Origin of the sequence: Pseudomonas putida, assembly GCF_004357765.1 — a bacterium.
Lineage (GTDB): Bacteria > Pseudomonadota > Gammaproteobacteria > Pseudomonadales > Pseudomonadaceae > Aquipseudomonas > Aquipseudomonas putida_U.
This window is the reverse complement of sequence record NZ_SMTE01000011.1, coordinates 46,679-62,093: the sequence shown is the minus strand read 5'-3', so window position 1 is coordinate 62,093 and position 15,415 is coordinate 46,679. Positions and strand designations below refer to the sequence as shown.

Genomic DNA, 15,415 nt, shown 5'->3' with positions numbered 1-15,415 from the left:
TGCGAGAGTCATGATGAGCCAAGCTCCCTACAGCGAAGAAGTCCCGTACATTTTCGATGCCACCGATGCCAACTTTCAGCAGGCAGTGATCGAGAACTCGTTTCACAAGCCGGTGCTGGTCGACTTCTGGGCCGAATGGTGTGCGCCCTGCAAAGCGCTGATGCCGCTGCTGGCGAAAATCGCCGAGGGTTACCAGGGCGAGTTGTTGCTGGCCAAGGTCAATTGCGATGTCGAGCAACAGGTGGTTGCCCAGTTCGGCATCCGCAGCCTGCCCACCGTGGTGCTGTTCAAGGATGGCCAGCCGGTTGATGGGTTTGCCGGCGCCCAGCCTGAGTCGGCCATTCGGGCGATGCTCGAACCGCACGTACAGATGCCCGCGCCGCCGACCGCCGCACCGCTGGAGCAAGCCAAGGCGCTGTTCGCCGAGAGCCGCTTCGCCGAGGCCGAGGCGCTGCTGGTGGCTCTGCTGGGTGAAGACAACAGCAATGCCGAAGGGCTGATCCTGTACGCCCGCTGCCTGGCCGAACGAGGTGAACTGGGCGAAGCCGAGACCGTACTCGATGCGGTCAAGAGCGATGAGCACAAGGCCGCCCTGGCTGGCGCCAAGGCCCAGCTGACTTTCCTGCGCCAGGCAGCCAGCCTGCCGGAAGTCGCCGACCTGAAGAGCCGTTTGGCGCAAAACCCACAGGATGACGAAGCCGCCTACCAGTTGAGCATTCAGCAACTGGCGCGCCAGCAATACGAGGCTGCGTTGGATGGGCTGCTGAAGCTGTTCCAACGTAATCGAGGTTATGAGAACGGGCTGCCGCAGAAGGCCATGTTGCAGGTGTTCGAGCTGCTCGGTGGCGATCATCCGTTGGTGGGCGTGTACCGTCGCAGGTTGTCGTCGGCGATGTTCTGAGGCGTGCGCTGGAGAGGGGTGGCGTTGCGGATATCGAGCGCCGCCCTGCAAACCTAGTGGCGAGCCACTAACGTCAACCTCACCCCACCCAGTGATACACCGGCGCATCCACGCCACTCTCCACCTTCACATCGGCACTATGGCGCAACCGCACCAGTAGCCGCTTGCCCGCCGCGGTACTGCCTGCCAGCCCTTCCAGCCGATCGAGCAGCTCAGGCCCATTCATCTCCCCGGCCTGGCGCAATAGATCACGCGCTGCCGTCCACTGCCCGTCGTCCTGGCGTGGCGCCGCCGTGGTCGCCGCAGGCACCTCGGCGACCCCAGGTACATCCCTGGGGCGCCCCAGTTGTGCCCACTCTTCAGGCTCGAGCTCGATGGTCAGGTCCACCGGCCAGTCACCAATCTGTCCACGAATTCTCACGATGCGTTCCTTGAAGGGAGGTCGATGGCGACCATGCTACAGCAACATGAAACCTGCGCCAGGCAGGCTGGCGACGCCGATAAAAGTTGTTATAACATTACCACATCATTTCTCTCGCTCCGGAGTCGTCCATGCGCCGCCTGTTGCTCGCCCTGCCTTTCGCCCTCTTGCCCCTGGCCATGGCCAACGCCCATGACGATCATGACCATGAACACGCCCATGGCACCCTCGGCGCCCATGAACATGGCGTGGCCAAGCTCAATGTTGCACTGGACGGCAACACCTTGGAACTGGAGCTGGACAGCCCGGCGATGAACCTGGTCGGCTTCGAACACGCCGCCAACAGCGATGCCGACAAGGCCAAGGTAGCGGCGGTGCGCCAACAACTCGAACAACCCCTGAAGCTGTTCGGCCTGGCCGCTGCGGCAGACTGCAAGGAAGAATCCCAGGACCTGCAGAGCCCGCTGTTCGGTGATGCTCCCCACGCTGACGATGACGGTGACGAGCACGAACATGGCCATGTGCACAGCGACATCGGTGCCCACTACCAGCTGACCTGCGCGACCCCGGCCAAGCTCGCCCAACTCGACCTCGGCCCACTGTTCAAAGCCTTCCCGGCAACCCAGAAGATCAACGTGCAACTGATCGGCCCGAACGGTCAGAAGGGTGTGGAAACCAGCCCATCCAAGGCGATGGTCGAATTCTGAATATGAACCAGCCGCTGCTCGAACTGCATGACCTGCTGTTTGCCTGGCCTGGCCAGGCTCCGCTGCTGGATATTCCCGCACTGCGCCTGGAGGCCGGCGAGGCATTGTTCCTCAAAGGCCCCAGTGGCAGCGGCAAGACCACGCTGCTGGGCTTGCTGGGCGGGGTCAACCTGCCTGGCCAGGGCAGCATCCGCCTGCTCGGCCAGAATCTCGCAGACCTGGGCCAGGGCGCGCGAGACCGCTTTCGTGTCGATCACACCGGCTATATCTTCCAGCAATTCAACCTGTTGCCGTTCCTCTCGGTGCGCGAAAACGTCGAGCTGCCCTGCCACTTCTCACGCAGCCGCGCCGAACGTGCGGCGCGCCGCCATGGCAGCGTCGATCAGGCAGCCGGCGCACTGCTGTCTCACCTCGGGCTGGATGATCCAGCCCTGCTCGGCCGGCGCGCCGGTAGCCTGTCGATCGGCCAGCAGCAGCGGGTCGCCGCCGCCCGGGCGCTGATCGGCCAGCCTGAGCTGGTGATCGCCGACGAGCCCACCTCCGCGCTCGATACCGATGCCCGCGAAGCGTTCATCCGCCTGCTGTTCGACGAATGCCGCGATGCCGGCGCCAGCCTGCTGTTCGTCAGCCACGACCAGAGCCTGGCTCCCCTGTTCGACCGTCACCTGTCGCTCGCCGAACTCAACCGCGCCGCCAAGCCCCGGGAGGCCTGATGTACCTGCTTCGCCTTGCCCTGGCCAGCCTGGCCAACCGCCGCTTCACCGCCTTTCTCACCGCCTTCGCCATTGCCCTGTCGGTGTGCCTGTTGCTGGCCGTAGAGCGTGTACGCACCGAGGCCCGGGCCAGTTTCGCCAGTACCATCAGCGGTACCGACTTGATCGTCGGCGCCCGCTCGGGGTCGGTGAACCTGCTGCTGTACTCGGTATTTCGGATCGGCAATGCCACCAACAACATTCGCTGGGACAGCTACCAGCACTACGCCCAGGACCCACGTGTGAAATGGGCGATCCCGATTTCGCTGGGCGACTCGCACCGCGGCTACCGGGTGATGGGCACCACCGGCGACTACTTCAGCCACTACCAGTACGGTCACCGCCAACACCTGGAACTGAGCCAGGGCCGAACCTTCGAAAGCGATCCCTTCGAGGTGGTGCTGGGTGCCGAAGTGGCCGACGCCCTGCACTACAAGCTCGGCGACAAGCTGGTACTGGCCCATGGCGTGGCCGCCATCAGCCTGGTCAAGCATGACGACAAGCCCTTCAGCGTGGTCGGCGTGCTCAAGCGCACCGGGACGCCAGTCGACCGCACCCTGCACATCAGCCTGGCCGGCATGGAAGCCATCCACATCGACTGGCACAACGGCGTACCGGCCCGCGGTGCCGGACGCATCAGTGCCGAGCAGGCCCGCACCATGGATCTGCAGCCCACGGCAATCACCGCCTTCATGCTCGGGCTGAACAGCAAGATCGCCACCTTCAGCCTGCAGCGCGAGATCAACGAGTACCGCAGCGAGCCGCTGCTGGCGATCCTCCCCGGCGTGGCCCTGCAGGAGTTGTGGAGCCTGATGGGCACGGCTGAGCAGGCATTGTTCGTGGTGTCGCTGTTCGTGGTGCTGACCGGACTGATCGGCATGCTCACCGCGATTCTCACCAGCCTCAACGAGCGCCGCCGGGAAATGGCGATACTGCGCTCGGTAGGGGCGCGCCCCTGGCATGTGGCGGGGTTGCTGGTACTCGAGGCACTGGCCCTGGCCGTGGCGGGCTGCGTCGCCGGGCTGGGTCTGCTATACGGTGGCATTGCCCTGGCCCAGGGCTACGTACAGGCCAACTACGGTTTATACCTGCCGCTGGCCTGGCCGAGCGGCCATGAATGGACGCTGCTGGCGATCATCCTGGGGGCCGCATTGCTGATGGGCAGCGTGCCAGCGTGGCGCGCCTATCGGCAGTCGTTGGCCGATGGCCTGTCGATCAACCTCTGAGTCCCGTGCCATGATCCGAAACCTCTGTGCCCTCTTCGCGCTCCTGCTGGTCTTCCTGGCGCAGCCTGCGCTGGCCGGCGAGCCCCGCGAGCTGGACTGGCCCGCGCTGATTCCCGAGGGCGCGCCGGTCGTCGCGCCGCAGCTCACGCCAATGCACGACCTGTCGCAACTGAGCGATGCCCTCGCCGAATCGGCACCGCCGGCGCCCCAGCAAGCGCCCCACGCGCCGGTTGAAAAAAGCCTGGACGGGAAATTGGTCAAACTGCCTGGGTTCATCGTGCCCTTGGAGGTGAGCGAAGAAGGCCGCACCACCGAGTTCCTGTTGGTGCCTTACTACGGCGCTTGCATCCATGTACCACCGCCGCCGTCGAACCAGATCGTGCATATCTTCAGTGAAATGGGCGTGCGCGTCGAAGATCTCTACCAGCCCTACTGGATCGAGGGCACGATGCAGGTCAAAGACTCCAGCAGTGAACTGGCCGACGCGGGTTATCAGATGGAAGCCGAGAAAATATACGCATATGAGCTGAATTGAGAACCGCTTCGAAATTATGAAAGCGCTTCGTTGAGCTGGGTCAAACGTTTGGTTTGAACCTCTCCGTACCATTGGACTACTCGGTTACTCACGTCCTTTGGGAGCTTCCATGAACAAGTCCTTGCTCGGCGCCTCGCTCATTGCCCTGGCGTTCGCAGCCCCTGTCGCCAACGCCTACCAAGCGGGGGACATGATCCTTCGCGCAGGTGCCATCACCACCGCTCCCAACGAAGACAGCGGCGCACTGAAATTCGACGGCAACAAGGTTTCCGGCACCAAGGCGACCCTGGACAGCGACACTCAGCTGGGCCTGACCTTCGCCTATATGCTCACCGATCACGTCGGTCTGGAACTGCTGGCGGCCACCCCGTTCAAGCACACCGTAGGGGTCAAGGGCCTGGGTGGCGGCCTGGATGGCAAGTTGGCCGACATCAAGCAACTGCCACCGACCTTGTCGCTGCAGTACTACCCGATGGAGCCGACTTCGAAGTTCCAGCCATACGCCGGCGTCGGTATCAACTACACCCTGTTCTTCGACGAAGACCTCAGCAGCCAGCGCAAGCAGCAGGGCTTCAGCAACCTGAAGCTGCAGGACTCGGTAGGCTTCGCCGGGCAGTTGGGCATGGACTACATGCTCACCGACAATCTGCTGGTCAACGCCTCGGTCTGGTATGTCGACATCGACACCAAGGCCAGCGTCAACGGCCCGACCGCGCTGGGCTACAGCAAGACCAAGGTCGACGTCGATGTCGATCCATGGGTCTACATGGTCGGACTGGGCTACAAGTTCTGATCTGCCAGGGGCGCTTGGCGTCCCTTCGTAGCACAAGGCCGCTGCTATCGGGACTCGCGTTGACCCGATGACAGCGGCCTCGTGCCGTCAGGACTGCAGGGCAGACGTCATTCGCTCAAGCCTTGCCCAGCAGCCGCGCCAACCCCTCGACCATTGGCGTGGGCTGCGGAAAGTCGAAGCGCGCCAGCAGACGCTGGTTGTCCGCCCGTGAATGACGGATGTCGCCCGAGCGTGCCTGGCCATAGCTGATCGCCGGCAGGCTGCCGACCACCTGCTCCAGCGCCTTGAGCAGCTGGTTCAGCGAGGTGGCCTGGTTCAGGCCGATGTTCACCGCCCCCTCCTCCACCTGCTGTTGCTCCAGGGCCTGCACCATCACCTGCACCAGATCACCCACGTAGAGGAAGTCGCGGGTCTGCTCGCCGTCACCGAACACGGTAATGGGCAAACCCTGGCTGACCCGCTCGCTGAAGATGCTGATCACCCCGGAGTACGGCGAGGAAGGGTCCTGGCGTGGTCCGAAGATGTTGAAGAAGCGGAACACCACCGGTTCCAGATCATGCTGGCGGCGATAGAAGTCCAGGTACTGCTCGCTGGCCAGCTTGTCCACCGCGTAAGGCGTCAGCGGTGCTTTCGGCGTGTCCTCGGCGATCGACTGGCCTTCGCCATTGTTGCCATAGACCGCAGCGCTCGAGGCAAAGAGCACACGGCGGATGCCATGCACGCGCATCGCCTCGCAGACGTTGAGGGTGCCGATGAAATTGCTCTGGTGGGTCTTCACTGGGTCTTCGACCGATGCCTGCACCGAGGCCACTGCCGCCAGGTGGACGACGGCGCCACAGCCCTGTGCGGCGCGCTGGACCAGTTCGGCATCGGCGACATCGCCTTCGATCAAGGTGAGTCGCGGGTTGTCCATCTGCAGGTTGGCGCGCTTGCCGGTCGACAGGTCGTCGAGAATACGCACCGCGTAGCCTTTTTCCAGCAACGCATCGCACAGGTGCGAGCCGATGAAGCCGGCACCGCCGGTGATCAGGATGGGGGCGTCAGCCATGGCGGTAGAATCGGTCCAGTAGTGGCGGCAAGCCGGCGCGCCAGGCGCGTGGCTTGATACCGAAGGTGTGAAGGATCTTCTTGCAGGCCAGCACCGCGTGCTGCGGCTCTTCGCTGGCGTCGGGGCGTGCGGCGTGGGCCTGCGGGGTCGGCGCCTGCACCGCCAACTGGCGGTACTGACCGGCCTCGGCGAGGATCGCCTGGCCCAAGGCCAGCAATGTGGTGGCCTCGTTGCCGGCGTAATGGTAGGTGCCCCACAGTGGCGCGTTGCAGTCGAGCTGCTTGAGTACCGAGAGGATCACCCGTGCGGCGTCATCGACCGGCGTCGGGTTGCCGCGTCGGTCATCGGCCAGCAGCAGCTCCTGAGGTTGCTCGGCACGGGTCAGGAAACGGCCCAGCGCTCCATCGATGCTCTCGTCGAGCAACCAGCCGAAGCGCAGCAGCACATGCTGCGGACTGGCCGCGCGCACGCTCTGCTCGATTCGCCACAATGCCTGGCCACGCTGACCAAGCGGCACGGGTTCATCCTTTTCGCTGTAGGCCGTGGCGCGCGAACCGTCGAACACCCGGTAGCTGGAAGGCTGCACCAAGGTGATCTGATGGTGCTGGCACAACTCGGCCAGACGCTCGACCGCCCGCTCCTGTTGAGCCAGGCGCTGGTCACTCACCGACTCCGCCTGGAACCAGTCGAAGTAATAGGCCAGGTTGACCAGGGCATCGGGGCGATGATCGTCGAGCAACTGGGTGAGGTTGGCCGGGGTCCAGCCATTTTCCGGGGGCCGCGGCGCCAGGAATGCGATGTCCTCCTCGGCCCCGAGACGAATCAGCGCTTGCCCGAGGGCATTGCCACCACCCAACAGCATCAGGCGCATACGCATAGAGTCAGCAGATCCGAACAGGTTGATAGGGGGAAAGCGATCATTTTGCGGTTTCCTGCCTGGGAAGTCCAACCAGCAGGCGCTGGGGTGGTTTTGGCCACCTCACTCGATCTCGAACAAGCCGTTGCTCAGCGGCCCCACGGTGAGACGCTGGCGCACATCGTCGTCGATGCGAGGGTCCTCCGGACGGTACAGCTTGACTTGGCGGTAGGCGTTGATGCGGTTGATTTCCTCGCCTAGGTATTCCCACACCACCCGGGTGCAGGCCGGATTGCGGCGGTCACCGCTGGACACGCCGGTCTTGAGCCCATTGAGGCGGGTGATGCGGCTCTTGAAGCTGGGAATCAGGATGGTCTGGCTCATCTCGTTGAGTGTCAGCGACTCATAGTCGATGAGGAACAGTCGGTCCTGCAGTTGATAGGCCACGCCCAGGTAACGGCAGCGCACCTCGGCGTGAGGGTCGGTGGCGGTGGAGCGCTCCTGGCGCTCTTGGCGCTCAAATACGAAATGCCCGCGCTCTTCACGCAGGTGCACCAGCGACAGCAGGATCGAGCCGGGTACCGACATGCAGTTGGAGTATTCGAAGTAGTAACCACAATAGCGCGAGAGGTTGCCGGCCTGCGTCTGCAGAGGTTGGAACAGCTCGCTCAGCGGATCACGCGGGGTCTCGGCCAACGGCGATACTCGCGCGCCGATCAGCCGGGCGAACTGTTCGGGCGGCAAGTTCAGTTCGTAGTCCTCGACGCCGAAGAAGTCGCCGATGCGCTTGAGGTTGTAGGCCGTCGGACGGCTCTGCCCGCCCAGGTACTTGTTGAACTGGGCGCGATTGATCGAAAGCTGGCGGCAGACCTCGGAGATAGAGCGGTAATGGCTACAGGCCAATTTGAGATTGGTTGCGAAATGTTCGCTCATGGCAGGACTCACCTGACGCTAATGACGCCATTCTAGCATCAAGTCGCATCAAGTAAGAGCAACCCGCGAAATTGTAACCGCTCTTGTCATGGCCAACCATGCGCCCAACGAATAGCGGTGCGCCTGACGCCCGCTGGTCATTCCATGCGAACAATAAGAATCGAGGTCATTTTCCAATGCTCGAAGCACTCAACGATTTCCTTTCGGGGAAACTGCTCATCGTGCTGATCGTCGGTCTCGGCGGTTACTTCACCATCCGCTCGCGGTTCGTCCAGTTCCGCCATTTCACCCACATGTTCGCTGTATTCAAGGAATCCCTGCGGGGTCAGGCAGGCCAACTAAGCTCGTTCCAGGCGCTGATGCTGAGCCTGGCTGGCCGCGTGGGTGCCGGTAACATCGCTGGTGTCGGTATCGCCGTGACCCTGGGCGGCCCAGGCGCGGTGTTCTGGATGTGGGTCACCGCCCTGGTGGGCATGTCCAGCAGCTTCTTCGAATGCACCCTGGCCCAGGTCTACAAGCGCGCCGATGGCGACGGCCTGTATCGCGGTGGCCCGGCGTACTACATCCAGCATGGCCTCAAGCGCAAGAGCATGGCCGTGGTGTTCTCGATCCTGCTGTTGGTCACCTACGGCTTCGCCTTCATTGGCCTGCAGTCCTACACCGTGACCCATTCGCTGCAGAACGCCTTTGCCTTCGAACCTACCCACACCGGTATCGTTCTGGCCGTGTTGCTAGCCATCACCTTCATCGGTGGCATCAAGCGTATCGCTGCGGTCTCTGACCTGCTGGTGCCGATCAAGACCTTGGCCTACATCGGCGTGACCCTGTATGTGATCGGCACCCAGATCGAACACGTACCCGCCATGCTGGAAACCATCTTCAAGAGCGCGTTCGGCCTTGACCCAGCGTTTGGTGGTCTGCTCGGCAGCGCCATCGTCATGGGCGTGAAACGTGGCGTGTTCGCCAACGAAGCGGGCCTTGGCAGTGCGCCGAACGTAGCCGCCGTGGCTGCCGTGAAGCACCCCGGTGCCCAGGGTGTGGTCCAGGCTTTCAGTGTGTTCCTCGATACCTTCCTGATCTGTACCTGCACCGCGCTGCTGATTCTGCTGTCGGGCTTCTACACCCCAGGCTTCGAAGGTGATGGCATCGTCCTGACCCAGAACTCGCTGGCCGCCGTGGTGGGTGACTGGGGTCGCCTGTTCGTCAGCGTCGCGCTGTCGCTGTTCGTGTTCACCTGCATCCTCTACAACTACTACCTGGGCGAGAACAGCCTGCAATTCCTCAGCCGTAACCGCGCGGTGCTGCTGGCCTTCCGCGGCCTGGTGCTGGCGCTGGTGATCTGGGGTTCGATGCAGGACCTGTCGACCGTGTTCGCCTTCGCCGACATCACCATGACCTGCCTGGCATTCGTCAACCTGGTGGCCCTGGCCTTGCTGTTCAAGGTCGGTCTGCGAGTGATGCGCGACTACGACGACCAGCGCAAGGCGGGTATCGCCCAGCCAGTGTTCGATTCGGCCAAGTTCGCCGACCTGGACCTGGACACCAATGCCTGGCCGGCCAATCCTCAGGCCGAAACAGCCGCTGACAAAGCCCCGGCCCAAGCCCAGCTGCAGCGCTGATATCCTCTCCTGCCCAGCCGCCCCGTTCGTGGGCGGCTGCTTCACCTCCGCTCACCGCTACGGATGCTTTCCATGCGTGTAGTCAAGAATCTTCTCGTCCTCTATACCGGGGGCACCATCGGCATGCTCGAAACGGCCGAAGGCCTGGCGCCGGCCGGTGGTTTCGATGCGCGCATGCGCGCCCACCTTGCCTTGCTGCCTGAAGCCCCGCAGGTGCCATGGACCTTGCAGGAAATGAATCCGCTGCTCGACAGCGCCAACATGCAACAGCACAACTGGCTGGCCATGCGTGACGCGATCGTCACAGCGGTCGAAGCCCAAGGCCACGACGGCGTGCTGGTGCTACATGGCACCGACAGCCTGGCCTACAGCGCCGCGGCGCTGTCGTTCCTGCTGCTGGGCTTGCCGGTACCGGTGCTGCTGACCGGCTCGATGCTGCCGGCCGGGGCGCCGGGCAGTGACGCCTGGAGCAACCTGTGCGGGGCTTTGCGCCAGTTCGAACAGGGCCTGGATGCGGGCGTGCAGCTGTACTTCCATGGCCAATTGCTGCACGGTAGCCGCGCCTCGAAGCTGCGCAGCGAGGCTTTCGACGCCTTCGCCGCACTGCCGCGCCATCGCGAAGGCGAACGTGCAGGGGCCGTGCCTGGCGAACTCGACTACCGCCAGCAGCGTCAGCCAGTCAATCTGGCGGTAATGCCGGTGTTCCCGGGGCTGCAGGCCGGTCACCTGCGCGGTCTGCTCGACAGCGGCGTTCAGGGCTTGCTGCTGGAGTGCTATGGCAGCGGCACCGGGCCTTCGGATGACCAGGCATTGCTGGGCGTGCTGCGCGAGGCGCGTGCACGTGGAGTGATGCTGGCAGCCATCAGCCAGTGTCCCGAAGGTTCTGTGGTGTTCGATACCTATGCGGCGGGCAACCGCTTGCGCGCTGCCGGGCTGGTCAGTGGCGGCGGCATGACCCGGGAGGCGGCACTGGGCAAGATGTTCGCCTTGCTCGGGGCGGGGCTGGATGTCGAAGCGGCAGAGCAGTGGTTTGCCCTGGATCTGTGCGGAGAGCGGGCTTAGCCGCGAAGAGGCCCTGACAGGCTGAAAATGGCGGAAGGCAGCGGGAGTCGAACCTGCCCGGGAACGGCTGCCGTCCCCAACCGGGTTTGAAGCCCGGCCGCGCCACCGGGCGCGATTGCCTTCCTTGAACTCAGTGCCTGGCCTGCTGTTGGGCCAGGGCGCTGTCGGCGCGGATATGACGCTGGTCGGCGACCCTCCGGGTCAGACCGATGCGGTCGAAATACTCGAGAATCTGCACACTGCGCTTTCGACCGATGCCCAACATATCGCGAAACGCGGCGACCTGCACTATCGGCGTTTCATCGGCCTGGGCCAGCAACAGCTCGGCCATGCGTTGCAATGTGGCCTGCGGGTAGAACAGATCGCGCACCACCTGGTGCACCAACCCAAGTCGGGCCAGCTTACGTAGCAACAAGCGCACATCGGCTTCGTCACGGTTTTCCTCGCCAGCCAGCGTGCGCACCCAGGGCGGGTCGAACTGCCCTTCCAGCAAGCGCGGTTGCAGGCGCTCCCACAAGGCGTTGTCGGCTTCGCTCAATTGCACCTTGTGGTCCGGCAAATGCAGCCACGGTCCACTGCTGGAGATGACGCCATCATCGAGCAGTTCATCGACCAGACTGACAAAGGCAGGGCGTTCCAACGGCAAGGCGCAGAACCTGCGCAGACGATCGCGGTCAGGACCAAGCTGGTCCGGCTCCTGCTCATGAAACAGCGCCAGCTGAGCCAGGACCTGCTGCCTGAGCGTTTGCCACTGGGCGTCGGCGAACAACAGGGGCCCCTGCCGCGTCGCAATGACCCTGACCTCTGTCGGCAGCGTCCAGGTTTCACGTAGGCGATTGAACTGGCGCTCCAGGCGTTGCGGGTCGAGCCCGCCAGGAGCGCTGGTCAACAAGGCCGGCAATGCCTGCTCCAGGTCATCGGCATCGCGCAGCACGTGCAACTGGCGCAGGCGCATTTCACTGCGGCGTTGTCGGCTCGGTGCGAATGGATCGAGCACACGCCCGCCCCCGATGGTGCGCTGGGCACGCTGGTCGCGCAGCACCAAACGGTCGCCGTGCACAGCCTGCAGCGGGGCATTGAGTAGCAGTTGGGCGAACATGCGCTGGCCTGGGGCGAGCGCCTCGCCCTCGAGCAGGGCGACCCGCGCCGTGACATCCTGGGTGCCGAGGTGCACATGCACCGCGCTGAAGTGTTCGAAGGTTCGGCTCTCGGTCTGCAGCAGGTTCAACTCGATGTCCACCCGGGTGCTGGGCGCATGCAACCATTCCGGCACCAGCCAATCGCCACGGTGCACCTGCTCGACCGCCAGGCGGTCGGCGCTGATGTTCAGCGCCACCCGCTGCCCTGCCTCGGCCACCAATGCCGCCTGGTTCTGTGCATGCAGACCACGTACGCGCACCGGCTTGCCGGTCTTGCCCAGCAGCAGGGTATCGCCGGCACTGACGCGCCCGGCCAACGCCGTGCCAGTGACCACCACGCCCGCGCCAGTGACGGCGAAGGCACGGTCGACAGCCAGGCGCAAGCCACCGCGGGCGCTGCGCTTGCACACCTGCCGTTCGGCATCCAACAATGCCTGACGCAGCGCATCGACCCCCTCCCCGGTCACGCTGGACAGCGGGAATTGCCGCGCACCGGCATACGGACCCGGCGCCAGCAGCTCGGTAACCTGCGCCTGTACCTGAGCCAAACGAGCCGGTTCGACCCGATCGCATTTGCTCACCGCCACCAGTGCCTGGGGAATGCCCAGCAGCTCGATGATCGCCAGGTGCTCACGGGTTTGTGGCATCACCCCATCATCGGCGGCCACCACCAGCAGCACGAGGTCGATGCCATGGGCACCGGCGAGCATGTTGTGGATGAACCGCTCGTGACCCGGCACGTCGATGAAGCCGGTCAGCGGCGCACCTTCGGCCAGGGCCGCATAGCGGTAACCGAGGTCGATGGTCATGCCGCGTGCGCGCTCTTCCTGGCGCTGGTCACCGGCCTGGCCGGTGAGCGCCTGAAGCAAGGCGGTCTTGCCATGGTCGATGTGGCCGGCGGTTCCGACGATCACTGCACCGGCCCCAACTGCAGGGAGGACAGCTGCGCCAGCCACTGGGCTTCGTCGTCCAGTTGGCGCAGGTCGAGCCACAGGGCATCGTCGTCGATACGCCCCAGCACTGGCACGGGCAAGGCCCGCAGGGCCCGCTCCAGCACGTGCAGGCTACGTCCGCGCAGCTTCTTCGGCACCTGTGGGCGCAGGCACAGCGCTGCGCTGGGTAGCCGCGCCACCGGCTGGCTGCCACTGCCGATCATGCCCAGGGCGGGCGCTACGCTGACGATCCATGGATCGCCCAGTTGCGCCGCCAGTTCAGGCGCCAGGCGCTCGGCCTGAGCCTGGATCTCGGCCTGAGTCCGAGTCAGCAGGCGCAAGCTGGGTAGGCGCTCGGCCAGGCGGTCCGGATTGCGGTACAGCGCCAGCACGGCTTCGAGCGCGGCCAGGGTGATCTTGTCGACGCGCAAGGCGCGCTTGAGCGGATTCTTCTTGATCTTGGCGATCAGCTCCTTGCGCCCGACGATGATGCCGGCCTGAGGACCGCCGAGCAGCTTGTCGCCACTGAAGGTGACGATGTCGGCACCATCGTCCAGGGCCTGGCGCACCGTGGGCTCGGCTGGCAGGCCCCAGCGGGTCAGGTCGAGCAGGCTGCCGCTGCCGAGGTCTTCGAGCAGTGGCAGTTGGTGCTGCCGGGCGATACGCGCCAACTCGGTGGTCGGCACCTGGGTGGTGAAACCCTGGATGCTGTAGTTGCTGCAATGCACGCGCATCAGCAGGCCGGTGCGCGGACCGATGGCGGCTTCGTAGTCGCGGGCATGGGTGCGGTTGGTGGTGCCGATCTCGTGGAGGCGTACTCCGGCGCGGGCCATGATGTCAGGAATGCGAAAGGCGCCGCCGATTTCGATCAGTTCGCCACGGGAAATGATGCCTTCCTTGCGCGCGCCGAGGCTGTTCAGCGCCAACAGCACGGCGGCGGCGTTGTTGTTGACCACGGTGACGGCTTCGGCGCCGGTCAATTCGCGGATCAGGCCTTCGATCAGGTCGTCGCGGTCGCCGCGCTTGCCGGTGGCCAGGTCGAATTCCAGGTTGAGCGGGTAGCGGGCGGCGGTCTGCATGGCTTCGACCGCTTCTTCCGGCAACAACGCACGCCCAAGGTTGGTGTGCAACACCGTGCCGGTGAGATTGAACACCCGGCGCACCTGGCTGCGCTGCTGGACGACCAGGCGTTCGCCGGCGCGGCCCAGGAGGACTTCAGCGGCCAGCTCGGCCGGGCTGAGTTGGCCGTGGCGGGCCGGGTCGCGCAGGTCGTCGAGCAGTTGCCGCAGGGTGTTGAGCACGGCATCGCGGCCGTGGCGGTCGATCAGCGGGAGGCCGGCCGGGTGGCGCAGGAGGGTGTCGATCGAGGGCAGGCGGGGGGTGTCGCTGGCTGGGTTGGATGACATGCGGTACTACCTTGGACTGATCCGTTGTCTGTGATGGCCCTTTCGCGGGCAAGCCCGCTCCCACAAGGACCGGCGCAGGTGTCAAGACCTGTGTTGTCCCTGTGGGAGCGGGCTTGCCCGCGAAAAGGGCGACTCGGTATTGCAGTGTAGACACTCCCACCTAGCCAGGTGCGAGCATCAGGTTCGGCGCCAGCCGATGAAAGCCCTCCTCGTCCAGGCGTATATCCAGAGCAAGACTGGCCAGGTCGTCGGCCAGCGCTTCGGCGTAGGCATCGTTCTCCAGGTAATGGTGCTTGAGGTAGCTCTGACACTCCGGACAGCATTCAGCCCGCAGCGGCGCCTTGCCCGGCGCATGACGATCGTCCTCCAGGCTGGTGTAACGAAGGCCCTTGCTCGACTCGCAGTACACACACTTGACCCGCACCACGTGCCATTCGCAACTGCACAGCGAGCAGGCCAGGTAGCGCAGCCCATTGTGCTTGCCCCGGTTACGCACCATACCGGCCATGGCCTGGGAGCCACAGGCCGGACACTGGGCCAGGCTACCGGAGGGCTTGAGTTCGGCTTCCGGCAGCGCCAGCAACCAGCTTGACCAGGCCGCCTGCAGCGCCGCGCCGATGAATGGCACCAGCGCGGCGGGGACTGCATCGTATTGGCCCGCGAGCAAAGCGACGCCCCAGCCCTTGCGCTGGCTTTCGGCACTGGCGCGTAACGTTTTCACGGCATCACCCAGTGGGCCGTCGCCGGTCTCGTCGAAGCCGATCAGCAGCGCCTGCAACCAGATCAGCCAGGGCCCTTCGCGCACCAGGCTGTCGGCTGCCAACGGCGGCAACCCGTGACTTATGCACAAGCGCTGACGCTCTTCGGCCAGCGGCAATTCGCTGGGAGGGTTATCCACAAGCTGCTGTTGGCGACGACAAAGTCGCGCCACCAATCGCAGGTAATCGCCCAGGGCGTTGCCCTCGGCCAACTGCTCCAGGCGCTCAGCGCGCCGTTCGAACAGATTGCGGGGCGGCAGGTGAAGAAACGCCGGCATCACTGCCGACGCTTCGATCTGCCCAGGTTCGAGTATCGTGCTCAAGCGC

The 15,415-nt window shown here is 64.5% G+C and carries 15 protein-coding genes and 1 tRNA gene; 8 read left to right on the top strand and 8 right to left on the bottom strand.

Features of this window, described 5'->3' with window-relative positions:
• Positions 1–13 precede the first annotated feature (13 nt).
• The gene (trxA, locus tag E2H86_RS17700; RefSeq protein WP_133330091.1) at positions 14–901 is read left to right on the top strand and encodes a thioredoxin; all 888 of its coding nucleotides are present in this window, start codon (positions 14–16) and stop codon (positions 899–901) included.
• Positions 902–980: 79 nt separating this feature from the next.
• Here trxA and E2H86_RS17695 read toward each other — a convergent pair whose 3' ends face one another.
• Positions 981–1,322 carry a hypothetical protein gene (locus E2H86_RS17695; RefSeq protein ID WP_133330089.1) on the bottom strand — a complete coding sequence of 114 codons (342 nt, stop codon included), beginning with the start codon at positions 1,320–1,322 and terminating at the stop codon, positions 981–983.
• 131 nt (positions 1,323–1,453) lie between these two features.
• On the opposite strand from E2H86_RS17695, the gene E2H86_RS17690 reads away from it, so the two are divergent.
• The 5 genes from E2H86_RS17690 (at position 1,454) to E2H86_RS17670 (ending at position 5,335) form a co-directional block, all read left to right on the top strand.
• Positions 1,454–2,029: a DUF2796 domain-containing protein gene (locus tag E2H86_RS17690; RefSeq protein WP_133330087.1), complete on the top strand. Its 576-nt coding sequence runs from the start codon at positions 1,454–1,456 to the stop codon at positions 2,027–2,029.
• A gap of 2 nt (positions 2,030–2,031) precedes the next feature.
• On the top strand, positions 2,032–2,742 hold the full coding sequence (locus E2H86_RS17685; protein ID WP_133330085.1) for an ATP-binding cassette domain-containing protein: 711 nt from the start codon (positions 2,032–2,034) through the stop codon (positions 2,740–2,742).
• Positions 2,742–4,007 (top strand): ABC transporter permease, encoded by a 1,266-nt coding sequence (locus E2H86_RS17680; protein WP_133330083.1) that lies wholly within the window; start codon positions 2,742–2,744, stop codon positions 4,005–4,007. Before E2H86_RS17685 ends, E2H86_RS17680 begins: the two co-directional genes overlap by 1 nt.
• A gap of 10 nt (positions 4,008–4,017) precedes the next feature.
• Positions 4,018–4,542, top strand: a complete 525-nt coding sequence (locus E2H86_RS17675; protein WP_133330081.1) for a DUF3299 domain-containing protein — start codon at positions 4,018–4,020, stop codon at positions 4,540–4,542.
• Between the two features lie 109 nt (positions 4,543–4,651).
• On the top strand, positions 4,652–5,335 hold the full coding sequence (locus tag E2H86_RS17670) for an OmpW/AlkL family protein (protein WP_133330079.1): 684 nt from the start codon (positions 4,652–4,654) through the stop codon (positions 5,333–5,335).
• Positions 5,336–5,450: 115 nt separating this feature from the next.
• Here the strand turns inward: E2H86_RS17670 and E2H86_RS17665 are convergent, their stop codons facing one another.
• From E2H86_RS17665 to E2H86_RS17655, 3 genes are all read right to left on the bottom strand, one after another.
• Positions 5,451–6,383, bottom strand: a complete 933-nt coding sequence (locus tag E2H86_RS17665) for an NAD-dependent epimerase/dehydratase family protein (protein WP_133330077.1) — start codon at positions 6,381–6,383, stop codon at positions 5,451–5,453.
• Positions 6,376–7,260 (bottom strand): sugar nucleotide-binding protein, encoded by an 885-nt coding sequence (locus E2H86_RS17660; RefSeq protein ID WP_133330075.1) that lies wholly within the window; start codon positions 7,258–7,260, stop codon positions 6,376–6,378. The genes E2H86_RS17665 and E2H86_RS17660 overlap by 8 nt, the downstream gene beginning before the upstream one ends.
• Positions 7,261–7,362: 102 nt before the next feature.
• On the bottom strand, positions 7,363–8,172 hold the full coding sequence (locus E2H86_RS17655; RefSeq protein ID WP_133330073.1) for a helix-turn-helix domain-containing protein: 810 nt from the start codon (positions 8,170–8,172) through the stop codon (positions 7,363–7,365).
• A 176-nt stretch (positions 8,173–8,348) separates the two neighbouring features.
• Here E2H86_RS17655 and E2H86_RS17650 point away from each other — a divergent pair, with 176 nt between their 5' ends.
• A complete protein-coding gene (locus E2H86_RS17650; RefSeq protein ID WP_133330071.1) occupies positions 8,349–9,791 on the top strand; it encodes an alanine/glycine:cation symporter family protein in 1,443 nt (480 codons plus the stop codon).
• Between the two features lie 72 nt (positions 9,792–9,863).
• Positions 9,864–10,853, top strand: coding sequence for an asparaginase (locus E2H86_RS17645; protein ID WP_133330068.1), 990 nt, complete (start codon positions 9,864–9,866; stop codon positions 10,851–10,853).
• A 28-nt stretch (positions 10,854–10,881) separates the two neighbouring features.
• On the opposite strand, the gene E2H86_RS17640 is transcribed toward E2H86_RS17645, so the two are convergent.
• The 4 genes from E2H86_RS17640 to fdhE all read right to left on the bottom strand — a co-directional run bounded on the left by E2H86_RS17640 (position 10,882) and on the right by fdhE (position 15,411).
• Positions 10,882–10,977 (bottom strand) — tRNA-Sec (locus tag E2H86_RS17640).
• A gap of 6 nt (positions 10,978–10,983) precedes the next feature.
• Complete coding sequence (selB, locus tag E2H86_RS17635) at positions 10,984–12,906, bottom strand: selenocysteine-specific translation elongation factor (RefSeq protein ID WP_133330066.1); 1,923 nt, start codon at positions 12,904–12,906, stop codon at positions 10,984–10,986.
• Positions 12,903–14,330 (bottom strand): L-seryl-tRNA(Sec) selenium transferase, encoded by a 1,428-nt coding sequence (gene selA / locus E2H86_RS17630; RefSeq protein WP_133330064.1) that lies wholly within the window; start codon positions 14,328–14,330, stop codon positions 12,903–12,905. The genes selB and selA overlap by 4 nt, the downstream gene beginning before the upstream one ends.
• Before the next feature lie 160 nt (positions 14,331–14,490).
• Positions 14,491–15,411 carry a formate dehydrogenase accessory protein FdhE gene (gene fdhE, locus E2H86_RS17625; RefSeq protein WP_133330062.1) on the bottom strand — a complete coding sequence of 307 codons (921 nt, stop codon included), beginning with the start codon at positions 15,409–15,411 and terminating at the stop codon, positions 14,491–14,493.
• Between the last annotated feature and the right edge of the window lie 4 nt (positions 15,412–15,415).